The sequence below is a fragment of the Marinobacter sp. 1_MG-2023 genome (assembly GCF_030549045.1).
Classification (GTDB): domain Bacteria; phylum Pseudomonadota; class Gammaproteobacteria; order Pseudomonadales; family Oleiphilaceae; genus Marinobacter.
Genome location: NZ_JAUOST010000001.1, coordinates 1 through 13,796 on the forward strand (window position 1 = coordinate 1; position 13,796 = coordinate 13,796).

21 protein-coding genes are annotated in these 13,796 nt (G+C 48.3%); 20 read left to right on the forward strand and 1 reads right to left on the reverse strand.

Annotated features, from left to right (window positions below; translation table 11 throughout):
• Nucleotides 1–122: 122 nt before the first annotated feature.
• The 20 genes from Q4606_RS00005 (at nucleotide 123) to Q4606_RS00100 (ending at nucleotide 12,669) form a co-directional block, all read left to right on the forward strand.
• Nucleotides 123–428: an NIPSNAP family protein gene (locus tag Q4606_RS00005; protein WP_113813899.1), complete on the forward strand. Its 306-nt coding sequence runs from the start codon at nucleotides 123–125 to the stop codon at nucleotides 426–428.
• Nucleotides 429–544: 116 nt separating this feature from the next.
• Nucleotides 545–937: a hypothetical protein gene (locus Q4606_RS00010; RefSeq protein ID WP_303606295.1), complete on the forward strand. Its 393-nt coding sequence runs from the start codon at nucleotides 545–547 to the stop codon at nucleotides 935–937.
• A 529-nt stretch (nucleotides 938–1,466) separates the two neighbouring features.
• Nucleotides 1,467–2,054, forward strand: coding sequence for a hypothetical protein (locus Q4606_RS00015; RefSeq protein ID WP_303606296.1), 588 nt, complete (start codon nucleotides 1,467–1,469; stop codon nucleotides 2,052–2,054).
• 474 nt (nucleotides 2,055–2,528) lie between these two features.
• Nucleotides 2,529–2,975 (forward strand): hypothetical protein, encoded by a 447-nt coding sequence (locus Q4606_RS00020; protein WP_303606297.1) that lies wholly within the window; start codon nucleotides 2,529–2,531, stop codon nucleotides 2,973–2,975.
• The gene (locus Q4606_RS00025) at nucleotides 2,965–3,762 is read left to right on the forward strand and encodes a hypothetical protein (RefSeq protein WP_303606298.1); all 798 of its coding nucleotides are present in this window, start codon (nucleotides 2,965–2,967) and stop codon (nucleotides 3,760–3,762) included. The genes Q4606_RS00020 and Q4606_RS00025 overlap by 11 nt, the downstream gene beginning before the upstream one ends.
• Nucleotides 3,763–4,278: 516 nt before the next feature.
• Entirely contained in the window at nucleotides 4,279–4,572 is a 294-nt protein-coding gene (locus Q4606_RS00030; RefSeq protein ID WP_303595646.1) for a hypothetical protein, read from the forward strand.
• A gap of 102 nt (nucleotides 4,573–4,674) precedes the next feature.
• Nucleotides 4,675–5,100, forward strand: coding sequence for a GNAT family N-acetyltransferase (locus Q4606_RS00035; RefSeq protein ID WP_303606299.1), 426 nt, complete (start codon nucleotides 4,675–4,677; stop codon nucleotides 5,098–5,100).
• A 79-nt stretch (nucleotides 5,101–5,179) separates the two neighbouring features.
• On the forward strand, nucleotides 5,180–5,842 hold the full coding sequence (locus Q4606_RS00040) for a hypothetical protein (protein WP_303606300.1): 663 nt from the start codon (nucleotides 5,180–5,182) through the stop codon (nucleotides 5,840–5,842).
• 71 nt (nucleotides 5,843–5,913) lie between these two features.
• Nucleotides 5,914–6,474: a hypothetical protein gene (locus tag Q4606_RS00045; RefSeq protein WP_303606301.1), complete on the forward strand. Its 561-nt coding sequence runs from the start codon at nucleotides 5,914–5,916 to the stop codon at nucleotides 6,472–6,474.
• A 93-nt stretch (nucleotides 6,475–6,567) separates the two neighbouring features.
• Nucleotides 6,568–7,032 carry an Imm26 family immunity protein gene (locus tag Q4606_RS00050; RefSeq protein WP_303606302.1) on the forward strand — a complete coding sequence of 155 codons (465 nt, stop codon included), beginning with the start codon at nucleotides 6,568–6,570 and terminating at the stop codon, nucleotides 7,030–7,032.
• Nucleotides 7,033–7,118: 86 nt separating this feature from the next.
• The gene (locus Q4606_RS00055) at nucleotides 7,119–7,736 is read left to right on the forward strand and encodes a hypothetical protein (RefSeq protein ID WP_303606303.1); all 618 of its coding nucleotides are present in this window, start codon (nucleotides 7,119–7,121) and stop codon (nucleotides 7,734–7,736) included.
• Between the two features lie 87 nt (nucleotides 7,737–7,823).
• A complete protein-coding gene (locus tag Q4606_RS00060; protein WP_303606304.1) occupies nucleotides 7,824–8,435 on the forward strand; it encodes a BRCT domain-containing protein in 612 nt (203 codons plus the stop codon).
• 101 nt (nucleotides 8,436–8,536) lie between these two features.
• Complete coding sequence (locus Q4606_RS00065; protein ID WP_303606305.1) at nucleotides 8,537–9,001, forward strand: Imm26 family immunity protein; 465 nt, start codon at nucleotides 8,537–8,539, stop codon at nucleotides 8,999–9,001.
• 79 nt (nucleotides 9,002–9,080) lie between these two features.
• Entirely contained in the window at nucleotides 9,081–9,623 is a 543-nt protein-coding gene (locus tag Q4606_RS00070) for a DinB family protein (protein ID WP_303606306.1), read from the forward strand.
• Nucleotides 9,624–9,713: 90 nt separating this feature from the next.
• Nucleotides 9,714–10,121: a VOC family protein gene (locus tag Q4606_RS00075; protein ID WP_303606307.1), complete on the forward strand. Its 408-nt coding sequence runs from the start codon at nucleotides 9,714–9,716 to the stop codon at nucleotides 10,119–10,121.
• Between the two features lie 179 nt (nucleotides 10,122–10,300).
• Nucleotides 10,301–10,585, forward strand: a complete 285-nt coding sequence (locus Q4606_RS00080; RefSeq protein WP_303606308.1) for a hypothetical protein — start codon at nucleotides 10,301–10,303, stop codon at nucleotides 10,583–10,585.
• Between the two features lie 197 nt (nucleotides 10,586–10,782).
• Entirely contained in the window at nucleotides 10,783–11,196 is a 414-nt protein-coding gene (locus Q4606_RS00085) for an SRPBCC family protein (RefSeq protein ID WP_303606309.1), read from the forward strand.
• 87 nt (nucleotides 11,197–11,283) lie between these two features.
• The gene (locus Q4606_RS00090) at nucleotides 11,284–11,685 is read left to right on the forward strand and encodes a GFA family protein (RefSeq protein WP_303606310.1); all 402 of its coding nucleotides are present in this window, start codon (nucleotides 11,284–11,286) and stop codon (nucleotides 11,683–11,685) included.
• A 565-nt stretch (nucleotides 11,686–12,250) separates the two neighbouring features.
• Nucleotides 12,251–12,475, forward strand: a complete 225-nt coding sequence (locus Q4606_RS00095) for a DUF6434 domain-containing protein (RefSeq protein WP_303606311.1) — start codon at nucleotides 12,251–12,253, stop codon at nucleotides 12,473–12,475.
• Nucleotides 12,403–12,669 (forward strand): hypothetical protein, encoded by a 267-nt coding sequence (locus Q4606_RS00100; protein ID WP_303607022.1) that lies wholly within the window; start codon nucleotides 12,403–12,405, stop codon nucleotides 12,667–12,669. Before Q4606_RS00095 ends, Q4606_RS00100 begins: the two co-directional genes overlap by 73 nt.
• Nucleotides 12,670–12,770: 101 nt before the next feature.
• On the opposite strand, the gene Q4606_RS00105 is transcribed toward Q4606_RS00100, so the two are convergent.
• Nucleotides 12,771–13,628, reverse strand: a complete 858-nt coding sequence (locus Q4606_RS00105; protein WP_303606312.1) for an alpha/beta fold hydrolase — start codon at nucleotides 13,626–13,628, stop codon at nucleotides 12,771–12,773.
• Nucleotides 13,629–13,796 lie beyond the last annotated feature (168 nt).

The window sequence follows — 13,796 nt, forward strand, 5'->3', positions numbered from 1 at the left end:
CGAGTCTGGGCTACCAATCCCCGGAGGATTATGAAAAGCTCAGTGCATAAAGTGTCCATCAAAGTGGTACAAGATCACGCCGTTTATGCAGGCGTTACAAGGCCAACTGAAAGGGAGTTCAAGTGGTTACCTGCTACCTAAAGTACGTCATAGATCCCTACAAAGCCGCCGAGTTCGAGCGCTACTCGAAAATGTGGATACCTTTGGTCCAGAAATTGGGCGGTCAGCACCATGGGTATTTCTTGCCTTCCGAGGGAGCCAACAACATCGCCATCGCACTATTCACTTTCGAGTCTCTGGCAGCCTATGAAAAATATCGTGAGGTTTCGTTCCAGGACTCAGATTGCCAGGCCGCATTCAAATACGCCGAAGAAACTCGTTGTGTACTAAGCTGTGAGCGCAGTTTTATGAGGCCGGTCTTTGAGTAAGCTTGTAACAAGGCAATCAAATTCGTTCCGGCCTACGGCCTCCACCGGACGCCCTTGTCAGGGCGCCGTTTATTGCTGGCGTTAGGCATATTTGAAATCGGAGGTTGCGCATCAGGATGAAGCGAGTTGCACAAATATCGTATGCGGTAGCCGGAGCGTGCTTTGCGGCCACACTTACCATGGCAACTACCCCAGTTTGGTGGGATGAACACTCGGGAATAGCCGTCATGTTGGGGCTCAGTATGCCACTGTGTATTGTGGGTGCTTGGCTGTCTGAATTTCGAATTGAGCCGCGATCGATATTCGGTTTTCACATCATTTCGCACTCGCCGCAGGCAATGGCAATAGCAGCATGGTGCGGAATAGGGCTGGGAATGATCACGCTCACGTTTTTTCTATTTAGCATTTCCACGCATTTAGCGCTTGGCTTCATTATCGGCTTTGGTGTTCTGAGCATTTTCACCGGCATTCAAGAGGTTGTGGTCACAGAGTCGGAGTCGCCGGAGTGATAAATGCCTAACCATTCATTCAAGTTCGTTCCCGGCCTGGCGGCCGTCCACCGGACGCCCGAGTCGGGCGCCGCTTAATATTGGCGTTAGCTGGTAGTGCCTTGGGGCCTTTTGGGTGGTTCGGTGCCATTGGGCCTTGGCCGCAAGCGGGTAGCAAAACCGGTACTTTCGGAGTTCCGCCAAGGCCGTTAAAATTCGCGATCTTGCTGGCAGCTCAATCGGAATATTGGGTAAGTATCAAACTCGGTGTTCACCCTGCGGGGCAATCCGCCGAAAACTGAATCGCGATCTGCTACTCTGGAGTTCAGGTTCATTCACCGCATCAAAGGCGGTGGTTTTAATCACGTTGCATTGGCAGGTGTCGGTGCAAGGGCAATGGAGCAGGCCGTCGTGTTGTTTGCCAGGGATCAGGTTCCTCAGTTACCCCCAGCTAACCAGTCGCTTAAGTTTGTTCCCGGCCTGACGGCCGTCCACCGGACGCCCTTGTCAGGGCGCCGCTTAGCTTCGCGTTAGAGTTCAAGAAAGGCTGGTGATGACTATAACGAGAAAAAATTATTCGTTAGATCATTTAATTTTAGGTTTGGTTACAGCGGTATCCAGTATTGGATTAATTTTTTCGTCGTTTTCACATGATTTTGTGGTTGATCCTGTAATCTCTGAGTGGTCGGTATATATATCGTTAGGCCTAATTTTATTTTTGTGCGCTATTTATTGGATTTTATATGTAAAGGGAATTTTTTGTTCATTCAGAGAATCCAGTCTTTTCCCCAAGGGGTTAAAAGGGTTTGCGTTATTTCTCGGAATGCCTGTATTCCTTTTTTGGTTATTTTGGGTGAATTCGGCGTTTTTCGTTCCAAAGTTGTTTACAGAAATTTTTGGTGAAGATGCTACTTTGACTGCTGAAGTAAAAAAACAATCGAGAGCTAGTCGGCGAGGGTGGGGTTGTCGGCATCGATTAGAGTTTGATTCATTTAGCCGCCGTTTGTTTTTTTACTGTATTTCTGAACAGACGTATAATTTTCTTCCCGATCGGGGAATAGAAGTTGAGCTTCTGGTTAAGCAATCTGAGCTTGGATATGTAGTTAAAAATCTAACATACAATAAAGATCAACTCTAACAAATGCAGGCACGGCGACGCCCATTACATTGCGCCTTTGGCTCCATTCCATGGGCGCGCATGCTGCAAGCGTTATGTGTAATTTCTGAAGAGGTGGGAAAATGGCTGCAAGCAACGAGTGGGAAATACTATACCTGACTGGGTCTGGCTGGCTACTAGGCGGCCACAAACTCGATTGTGGAGACCGAAAAGAAGACGTTAAGCCTGAGGGGGCGGTGATGTCTGCGCGACGCCATGTAACAGTTGGAAAGCTAGGCGTAGGCTCGTCTATGAACGTCGATGAGTCGCGCAGCAACCTAATACAGGATACCGATAAGATAAATGCACTGTTGGAGAAGTATGGCGAACCTCAGTTTGGTGTTTAGTCCTACACATAACCAGTCGGTCAACCGGACGCCAAAAGCGTACCGCTTTTGGTTCCCTCCGCTGCGCTCCGGCGCCGGTTACCATTAGCGTTAAATTTCAGGGGGCCGCATGCATTCCGTTTTGAATTTGCTAGTAGGGAAAATGGAGCGTGAAGTAAAGAGTCAGTGCGAGCGGCGCTATGAAGCTTTGGTTCGTCAATACAATTATCTTGTGGAAAAACAGAATGAACATCTCATGTTTACTTACAGCAAGGGGTGGTTTTCTGAACGTTACAAGGTGCTATTTGCACTCAATTCTTTTTTCCAAATTGTGCTTGGTCCACTTGCCAGCTCGTCACGCGGAGTTTCTGAAATTGGCATCGGTAGCACCATACCGATAAGCTACGGAGCAGAAATTAAATTTGATGACGCTAGAAATCGCACAATCAACAAGGCCTACCTTGATTTTAACGTACTAATCTATGAGTCTGGCATGGATGAATGGTGGTTGAACCTGAACCAAGCTAATGACATTGTTTTTCAAGTTGCGAAGAAAATAAAAGAAAATGAGCAGTAAGCATGATGAATGGGTAAAGAGTGTCGAAAAAAGGGCTAAAGAATTCGCAAAAAAACACTCTGCAACCTATAACAAAAAGAAAAGAGAGCTTTCGGCTTCATTTGAGATCGGCTGTTTTCATGCTCTTTTAAATTATTACAAAGGCGTTGGGTATAATGTCTCGGTCGAGAATTTGGTTGATGGGGAATATCGTTATCTTACGACACCGAACGGTAACCCAGATAACTTCTCGTATATATTGTTGTCCGGAAAAGACGGTTACTTTGAGCTCCGTCAGCAAGTGCGGATATTTTCACACTTAGATGGTGATATTGCGTTTGCTCCTGATATTGTTGTGTTGTTCAAAGGAAGCGAAATATCAGCCATAAAGGATGACGACTACGCGTCAGGTAAAAGGCCCTTCTATACGGTTTCCAGCAAATCTGTAGTTGCAGTTCACGAATGTAAGTCTATGGTGCCTTTCCCAGAACTTTTGGTCTCCTTCATTGGAATGTTCGTAACTGCGCACGGGTGGTATCGGGATGCAGATGACGATGATAGTCCACTTTCTGAAAGCGGATTACATTTAGCACCTACAATGTTTGTTGGTGGAACAGCTAGAGCGATGCACCTAAAAATGATAAGGGCCATTGAGCGGACCTATCCCGTCAATATCGTGGTCGGTCTTCACCAAGGAACATGGAATTTGTATTCTGGTAACCGAAAATTGAATAAGTTGACGATGGAGGCTTTGAGTCCTCTGAAGCCAGATCCGGTTGCGGGTGAAGACGATGATATTCCTTTTTAGCCGGTCAAAATTTAACAATCACAGGCACGGCGACGTCAGCTACATTGCGGCTTCGCCTCCATTTCGCAGCCGCGCGTGCTGTCGGCGTTATACCCGGTGAAGACATGGAAGAGTACGTGTCCATACACGGCGATGAATGGAAAATTTCCGATATTGACGAGCAAATAGAATGGGCTCGGGCGCAGGTATGGGTAAAGCGAAAGTGGCTGCCAAGAGCCGCTCTCGTATCCAAAGGTAAAACGTCAGAGTACGTCGGCCAAAGCTATCGTCCTGAATATACAAAACTCGTTGAGGATGGTTGGAGTCACGACCATTGCGAAATATGTAGTTGGTCATTGTACGAAGCAGATGACCCAGAGTCAGGTGAAGGCTATACCATAGAAGGTCGCACTTGGCTCTGCTCCGAGTGCTATGAAAAATTTATTCGGACTGAGGCATAACAAGGTGGTCAACGGGACGCCAACTACGCTCCGCGCCGTTGGCGCCCATTACCACTGGCGTTAGAGCTGACGAACCATGAAGCCCAGAAAGGTTATTCTAGCCACCAACAGACGATACTCTGAGCAGTACGAGCCGCTGTTGGAAGAACTATTCAACCGGCGCATAGAGTTGTTTTGCACATGGGGAACGCATTGTGAGCAGTGGGAGTCAGCAATGGACCTGTTTGTAACCGACCCTGATCGTATGGAAGAGCATCATATAACAACGACCAGCCACGTGGATGAGTCACTGGAGGATGTTCAGAACATGGCTAGCATGTGGGTTGTCGAGGGCGGTGGCAGAAATGACGTTGAGATCATCAGGCTCTAACCAGTCGGTCAACCGGACGCCAAAAGCGTGGCGCTTTTGGTTCCCTCCGCTGGCGCTCCGGCGCCGGTTACCTCAGCGTTATAAATTCTTTCCGAGGAACTTGTGAACATCAGACCGGCAGTGTTGGTAGATAAGCATGAGATCGAGCGTCTAGCGCATGTGCTGACGCCTGCCGCTGAATCAAAGTATCAATCTGGCGATGCGCTGGGCCTGCTCTTAAACTCAGACGGCCATCGGATATGGGTAGCGGATTTCGACGATGGGGTTGTTGGTTGGCTACATGCATATTTGGCGGTGCGAGTTGGAGTGGCACCATTTATTGAAATAGCTGGTCTCATAGTTGAGGAGCAACACCGGAGTGAAGGAATTGGTTCTAAGTTAGTGGCGGAAGCTGTCGCCTGGGCCAAGTCAATCGGGGTTGCCGTCCGGGTTCGCAGCAATTCGAAGCGCGCTGCCACCCATAACTTTTACCACGCACAAGGTTTCAAGTTATTGAAGCAGCAACAGGTTTTTGAGTTCGATTTATAACAAGTGGCTGTTGGCGGACGCACCTACGCTGCGCTCCGGCACGCCGCAAAGCCAAAGCGTTACATTTCTAGGAAAGTTCATGAGAAAACCGATAGATAGTGCGATTTTGCTAGCAGGTTGTACTGCGCTTCTGTATTCGTGGAGTACGGCAAACTATCACGGGTTTCTTACAACACTTAGCTTAGATTCAGACATGATGGAACGAAGCTTTCATCAAGTTATTTATAGTGGCTTGATTGTGTCGTTCGGCCCAATTCTTTTAATGTTATTTTTGGTGGCATTTGCATTATTTATCTGGTCCCACGCTATTTTACCGGTATATCTTGATTGGGTAAGAGGTGGTGTTAGGCCTAAGCGGCGGGTTATAAAGTTTCGCCGTTACTGGATAGGGAAGCGAATCACTCCCACGATAGAAAAGAATGAAAAGAGCAGATTTAATCGTGCTGCAATTTATTCGTTGTCTGGCTTCGCTTTTGTTGTTAGCTTGATTTACTTCGAAAATAAAGGTCAACAACAGGCAAAAGATATTATCGCTAAGCATTTGGCCGGTGAGAAAAATCCAGGAAATATGATATCTGTTGTGATTGGTAACAATAAGAAAACACTTCGTTACTTAGGCTGCGGCGCAAAGAACTGCGCTGGAATTGAAGGTGAATCCAATAGAATATATTACTTTTCTCAATCAACTGGTCATAGCTTCATCTATGTACCAAAAAATGTAACAAGTGCGTCAAGCGGATAAATTTTCCGTTGCTTCGCACTTCAAATTTACCGCTTACGCAGGCGTTATGCTTCAAGGAGAGTGATTGAGTTATGAACATCGATTGGAATTTGGCAGCTGCGGTAGGGATGCCGATCATTACTCTATTCCTCGGTGTGTTGATCAACCACCTTCTTGAAAGCCGTCCTAAGCTCGTTTCCCACTTAGGGTTCATTTCGGCTCACAGAATGGGCCCGAATGCAGATGGGACGCCTGGTGCTGTAGTTCACACTCACTCCGTAATTATCAAAAATACTGGTCGCAGGGCGGCTACTAATGTTCGGCTCGGCCATAACTTGTTGCCAAACGTAAACGTTTATCCCGATACGGATCATGAGATTAGGGACCTGCCCGGTGGTGGCAAAGAGATAGTCTTCCCAACGCTAGTTCCCAAGAAAGAGGTCAGCGTAAATTACCTTTATTTTGCGCCTACCACTTGGGGAGAAGTGAATACTCATGTTGAGTCGGATGATGGTCCTGCTAAGGTTGTTCCGGTGTTGCTTCAACCACAGGCAAAACCCTGGGTACGACGATTGGTGTGGGCACTTTTAATCGTTGGTTTGACTACGTGTGTATACCTTATGGTCGACGGCATTCGTTGGCTTTTAGCATAACAAGTCGCTCAAGTGTGTTCCCGGCCTGTCGGCCGTCCACCGGACGCCACTGCCGTGGCGCCGCTTAGCTCAGCGTTATGCCCAAGGAAGACTATGCCTCGTCGAAAAAAATGGGAATCGGGAAATGTTGTTGAAATTGAGCTTGATGACGGTTCATTTTCATATGGCGTAGTTATCGAGGAGCCTTTAGTTGCATTTACTGAGGCTACATTTACGGAACGTCCTGAAATAACGCCAAAATTATTTAGCGAGGTGGCTTTTCAGCTTTGGGTAATGAATTCAGCGATTGGCAAGAACGGTTGGCCTGTTATCGGAGATGTGCCGCTCAAAGAGCTATCAATACCTGACGCCAAGTTCTACCGACACGATATTATCTCGAAGAAGTTTTATCACTACGTAGACTGTACCAACGATATACCCTCCACGAGAGAGGAATGTGTCGGTCTGGAGTGCGCCGCAGTTTGGCGAAAAGATCATGTCGAAGACAGACTGAAAGCACATAAGGAAGGTGCAGTATGTCAGTGGGAAGAATCATTAAGAGCAGAGAACAAGGCCTAACCATTGGGTGAAGCCGACCGTTACTACGCTGCGCTCCGCACCGGCGGTTTACCCAGGGCGTTATGCGTTACAAGAAGTGAGTCTGTATGGATAAAACAGCGTATGTATTAATTGGTGTGGTTTTAGGTGTTCTGCTCAATGCCATCAAGGAATGGTGGTTCCAGAAAGGCAAGAGCAAGAAAGATCTTGAATATCTTGCCATTCGCATCTCTTGTGCTCTCAATTCCTTCGTTAACGGATGTGCTGATGTCGTAGCGGAAGATGGCCTATGTTGTGGCCAGCCGGATCAAGACGGGTGTAGGTCAATACAGACAAAAACACCAAACTTCGATCCTCTTTCTTTCGAAGTAGAGTGGAAGGCTCTCCCAGCGAACTTAATGTATGAGGTGCTTAGCCTCCCAAATCAAATAGAAGCCGCAAACCATAAAATATCCGGGGCATTTGAATATGCTGCCTCGCCGCCAGACTACGAAGAAGGGTTTGAAGAGCGTCAAATGCAGTACGCCACGCTGGGATTACAGGCTCATAACTTGGCTTCAACATTACGTTCTATTGGGAAGTTACCTCATCAAGTCACTCCCACACCAGAGGAATGGAATCCAGTGCAATTCATGAAGGAAGAGATCGATAAGATTGAGAAATTACAAGAAGAACGTAATGCAAGACACAAAGTGCTCATGCAGGAAATTAATGAAAGCGCATAACACGGCGCTCAAAATGGACGCCAATTCCGCTGCGCTCCATTGGCGCCCTTTAGCTGAGCGTTAAGCATCAAGGAGAAAATTTATACCATGGACGTTTTTGCGAAATTCAACAGAAAGAACATCCAAGACCGTCAAATCGACACGCTCATAGGATTGAGCAAAGGGTTTTTGGCTGACGGAACTGTAAATCAAGCCGAAGCCGAGTTTCTGATGAGCTGGCTGATTCAAAATCGTCAATCCAGTGATAATCCGGTAATTATCAATCTACTCCAGAAAGTCTCCGCTATGCTCGTGGACGGTGTGCTCGATAAAGAAGAGTCAGAGGAGCTATTGGGAATACTTCGCAAAATTTCTGGTGATTCGGCTGAGATCGGTGAATTAGCAAAAACCTCTTCACTTCCGATTAATGAGCCCCTTCCCGAAATAGGATTTGAGGGAGCATCTTTTTTGTTTACCGGAACCTGCGCATTCGGGACTCGTAAGCAATGCCATGAAGCAACCGAGGCTCTCGGAGGAGCTATCTCGAAAAGCGTTAACAAGAATCTCAACTATCTTGTTCTCGGAACTTATGTGACGGACAGTTGGGCCCACGAGACATTCGGTCGAAAAATTGAGAAGGCGGTTGAGTACAGAGATAGCGGTGTGCCTATCGTTATATTGACTGAGGAGCATTGGGCCCAATCAGGCAAGCTGGCCTAAGTGCTGCTTAACCAGTCGATCAAGTTCGTGGCCGACCTGTCGGCCGTCCACCGGACGGCGTTCAGCCGCCGCTTCGTTCAGCGTTCTGCCTGAGGAGGACTATGCCTCGTCGAAAAAAATGGGCACCGGGAAATGTTGTTGAAATTGAGCTTGATGACGGTTCATTTTCATATGGCGTAGTTATCGAGGAGCCTCTAGTTGCATTTACAGCGGCTACATTTACGGAACGTCCTGAAATAACGCCAAAATTATTCAGCAAGGTAGCTTTTCAGCTTTGGGTAATGAATTCAGCGATTGGCAAGAACGGTTGGCCTGCTATCGGAGATGTGCCGCTCAAAGAACTACCAATACCGGAGGCCAGGTTCTACCGACACGATATTGTCTCGAAGAAGTTTTATCACTACGTAGACTGTACCAATGATATACCCTCCACGAGGGAGGGTTGTGTTGGTCTGGAGTGCGCCGCAGTTTGGCGAAAAGATCATGTCGAAGACAGGCTGCAAGCACATAAGAAAGGTGCAGTATGTCAGTGGGAAGAATCATTAAGAGCAGAGAGCCAGGCATAACCATTGGGTGAAGCCGACCGGTACGCTGCGCTCCGCTCCGGCGGCTTACCCAGTGCGTTATACCTGAGAGGGAACTCAGATGAGCTTGAAAGATCACTTTGAATTGCTGTCCATTTATAATCAATGGATGAATTCTAAAATTTACGAGTCTGCAAGTTCGCTCTCTGCAACAGACTTAACTAGGGATCGCGGGGCTTTTTTCGGTTCTATTCTTGGAACTCTGAATCACATCATCGTTGGTGACACCATCTGGTTGAAGCGGTTTGCCACCCATCCATCCTGCGTGGATTCGTTGCAGGAGGTCGCCAACCTTCCAAATCCGACAAGCCTAAGCCAGATAGTGTTTGAGGATATTGCTCGCTTATCTGAACACCGGGCTTGGCTTGACCGACAGATTATCAGCTGGGTAGCGGGGCTAACCGAAGGTGATCTGAATTTCGTTCTCAACTACCACAACACCAAAGGGGATCCGGCCAACAAGCGATATTCGAGTCTTGTTCTCCACTTTTTTAACCATCAGGCCCATCATCGAGGGCAAGTTTCTGCTTTATTATCCCAAGCGGGTGCGGAAGTTGGAGTTACTGACCTATTGGCTCTGATTCCGGAGGAAACTCATGTATGACAAAAAGCTGCACGCGGATAAATTACTCGCTGCGCTCCCAATTTACCGGTGAGCTTGGCGTTATGTGTACCCATCAGATTGGAGGAGCACATGAAATCCATCACGACTTCGCTCATGTTTGTCGGAGAGCAGGCCGGGAAAGCCGAGGAGGCAATCAGGTTCTATACCTCTTTATTTCCTGGTTCACAGATCACCGATATTCAGCGCTACGGAGCCGGTGAGCATGAACCAGAAGGTTCTACCAAAATGGCTCGGTTCAGGATAAACGGAACCGAGTTTTTGGCGCTGGACAGTCATCTTGATCACCAATTTAATTTTACACCCTCCATGTCATTGTATGTTGAGTGTGAGTCCTCGAGCGAAATTGAGGAGGCTTTTCGGGCCTTAGCCGACGGTGGCTCGGAGCTGATGCCTTTGGATAACTATGGCTTTAGCCAGAAATTTGGGTGGCTGAAGGATAGGTACGGCGTGTCTTGGCAACTCAACCTATCGGATTAACGTGGCGACAGAGTCAACACATAACCAGGCGCAGCACTACGCAGCCTCCGGCTGCCGGACGCTCGCAAGCTCGCGCCGGTGTGCGCGGCGTTAAATTCTTGGGAGGCATCGTGTCAGTGCGGCAGTTGCTTGGGATAATCGTACTCGGCCATTCCACTTTTGTAGCGGTTCAACTGGTCATGAACTTCGATGATCTCCGGCAGCAAGCAACGGCTTTCGCAGCACCACAAGACCCGTTTTTGTATCTTTCAGGCTTCGTTGCCTTCAACGCTTTAATAATCATTGCAGCAGCCAGTCTTGGGGTCTATTTAATCAGGGCGAAAGAGCTCAAGCTCTTGTGGGTACTACCTCTTGCTATAGTAGCTTCGCTCTACGGTGGTTATAGTTTAGGGATTGGGGTTGCTGCACTGGCCCTATGTCTACGGGAGCGGTATCAGGCCAGAAAATTTAACAAAGTGTTGTAGTACGTTCCGGGCCAAGCGGCCCTACACCGGACGCCTACTACGCTGCGCTCCTTAGTCGCTGCTAAACAAAAGCGTTAATTGCACACGTTTGCGAAAATATTTCATCGTATTGTCGATTTTAGGTTGATCTAATCGACTAACTTTTGAGACCACAATGTGGTCAAGACTGTTTTGTTTGATCAACCGATGGGACGAATATGAAAATAGTTATTGAAACAGAAGTTCAAGCGCCACTAGCCACTGTTTGGGATGCTTGGGTCACACCCAAAGATATAACAAAATGGAACTTTGCCCTAGACGAGTGGTGTTGTCCAAGAGCAGAGGTAAACCTGGAAGCAGGTGGTAATTTCAATTACCGGATGGAAGCAAAAGACGGCTCAGTGGGGTTCGACTTTGAAGGCATATTTACCAAAATTGAGTCAAACGAATCGATTTATTTTGAACTTGGTGATAACCGTGTTGTGACAGTTGAGTTCATAGAAACGGTTAATGGCGTTAAGGTTTTAGAAACGTTTGATGCAGAAGATGAGAATTCCGCTGAGCAGCAAAAACAAGGCTGGCAAAGTATTCTTAACAATTTCAAAAAGCACGTTGAAAGTAAAGGCAACTAACAAGGCAAGACAGGCTGACGCCGAAAAGCGGCGCGGGTGCTTGCGGCGTTATGTGTATTTCATCCACAGGCCATGGAAGAGGTTCTGATGTCTGATCATTTCGGTTCTTGCCTGTGTGGCACTGTGAGCTTTGAGGTAAAAGGTGACTTCGATAGCTTTTACCTGTGTCATTGTCAGCATTGCCAAAAAGATACGGGTTCGGGTCATGCGGCAAACCTATTCTCGCAGTCAGCTAAATTGGTCTGGCTGTCGGGTGCAGGGGCTGTGACTTCCTTTACGCTTCCGGGCAGTCGTCATACCAAAAGCTTTTGTAAGCTGTGTGGCTCAGCATTGCCAAACACTCAGGTCCCAGGGTTGCTCGTCGTTCCCGCAGGATGCTTGGACACTGAAATATCTATGGAGCCAACAGCGCATATCTTTTCATCCAGCAAAGCTGTTTGGGATGGGGAGTTAGGGGAAGTGCCAGAGTTCGAGGGGCTACCAGATTGAGCTACCATCGCACACACCTGTTTCAGCTCGAAGGGCCGGAATACGATAACGAGTATCATGATGACAATCATATGCGGACCATTTGGGCATTTCGGTGGTTACTGAGTGCATTGGCTGAACGTGGACCTATGGTGTGATTGCTATCAAGTCACAGCCCTCGGACGTGGGTCGCCGGTGAGCTCAGGCGTTATGTGTTCCGATCGTTAGCCCTCAATACCAGAAAGATGTGGGTAATACCTCTAGCCTGTATTTTGTCCTATGGATGCAGTAGTAAAGCCGTATACGACAACATCCAACGCACCAATCGCCAAGAATGCAACGATGCTCCGCCTGCTCAATATGAGGAGTGTATGGAGCGCTCCAATAAGTCCTACGAAGACTATGAAAGAGAGCGTAAAACCGTGGTTGGAGAAGGTTGACTGGCTATCCTTGGTTTCTAGGCCTGTCACGTATCCGAGTCAGGGGATTTGGCATAACCAGTGCAGGCACGGCTACGCATACTGCATTGAGGCTTCGCCGTCATTTTTAGGCGCGCATGCTGCAAGGCGTTATGAGGTACCAATAGATGGAAAAACAAGTGGGTGGTTTTGACTGGCACAGTGATCAGATTACTAAAGCCACGCCGGTGACTAGCTCGTACCGTAACACGCAAAACGTACGTCGATTTTTACAGCAACATTGCGGACCTGATTTCAAATTTGACCGGGAATTCATGGCTTGGGTGAAAAATGGACAGCCCAAAACAATGGGCGAAGTGGCAATGGAATGGAAGCGACGAAAGAAAAGGTAGTGGTAAAAATGAGATCGATTACCTGGTTGACCGCTTCCGTTACAGGGCCGGGTGGCTCGGTATCCGCCTCTGCGTCTGAAACCGATATTTCTTACGGCATTGGTGCGGGTTTTGATATTAGAAGCAATATCCAGATGAATGCTGAGTACATGAGTTATATTGATAAAGAGGTTGGATTTACCCCGGTCCACTAGCCACTCCAGGCCTATGATTTGACCATAGGAGGAATGGCCATGAGCAGCCAGTGTTATCCCCCGGAATTCAAAGATGAAGCGGTGGAGTGGAGCTATCAGGTTCAGCCGTTGCACTCCAGGCCACCCAGAATCTTCGGCCAACAGGCTTTGCATCGGCTGCGCAGCAGGTCGCTGTGGCCGATTTCTTTCAGGCCAAAGCTGGCAGGCTCCAGAAAGTGCTTTTCTATCCTGGCATTAGGCAGCAGGCGCAGAAAGTCTTCCACGTTTGCAGGCACTGCGATGTGGTCATCTGTGGCGGTCAGTGACAGCACCGGTGCCGTGATGTCTCCATAGTGATGCTGCTGTATTTCCTTGCCGAAACTGTTTTCTACATAGCCGGGTGAGCTGCACCAATGCCGCCACTGCCTGGCGACGCCGGCGGGCAGGTCCTCACCAAAACCGATAAATTTCGTGGGCCAGTAGCCTTTCACCGCAACGGAAACCGGCTGCCAGCCATGGAACATCAGCTTGGCTGCCAGCCGGGTTTTCGGTTTCAGGTTGTTGAAATGGCCCGACGACGCGGCAACCAGAACATAGCGGTCAATTCGGGCGAAATTGGGCATCAAACCGATTAACTGTGCACCGGCGCTGTGGCCCACCAGGGTCACCGGCAGGTTCGGGGCAAGGGCGATCAGCTGGTCCAGCGCTGCCGGCAAATCCAGGGTGCCCCAGTCCACCAGGTCGGCCGAGAGTTCTGCCAGGGGGATATGGTTGCGGGAGTCCCCGATGCCCCTGTTGGAAAAGGTCAGCACGGCAAAGCCCTGTTCGCTCAGCCAGGTGGCAAAACTGAAATAGACCTGGTGCCGGAATCCCGTAGCTGGGGAGATTAGGGCAGCACCGCGAGGTGACTCTGTGGCTGGCCTGAAAAAGTGCCCGATGAGCCTATGGCCGTCTTCACAAGTTATTACGGTTTTTTCCATTATCGATCCAATTAATCTCCGTATTGGCGAGGGTGAGTAAGAAAGTTTTTGCCTGGAGCTTTCCATGTGGACGAAGGTGTGGCTTGAAAACAAAACAGAATAATATTCTGCAAAAGAAGAGTATTCTGTTTATGCCGGAGCTGTCAAACGGTAGAATACAAAGCATGG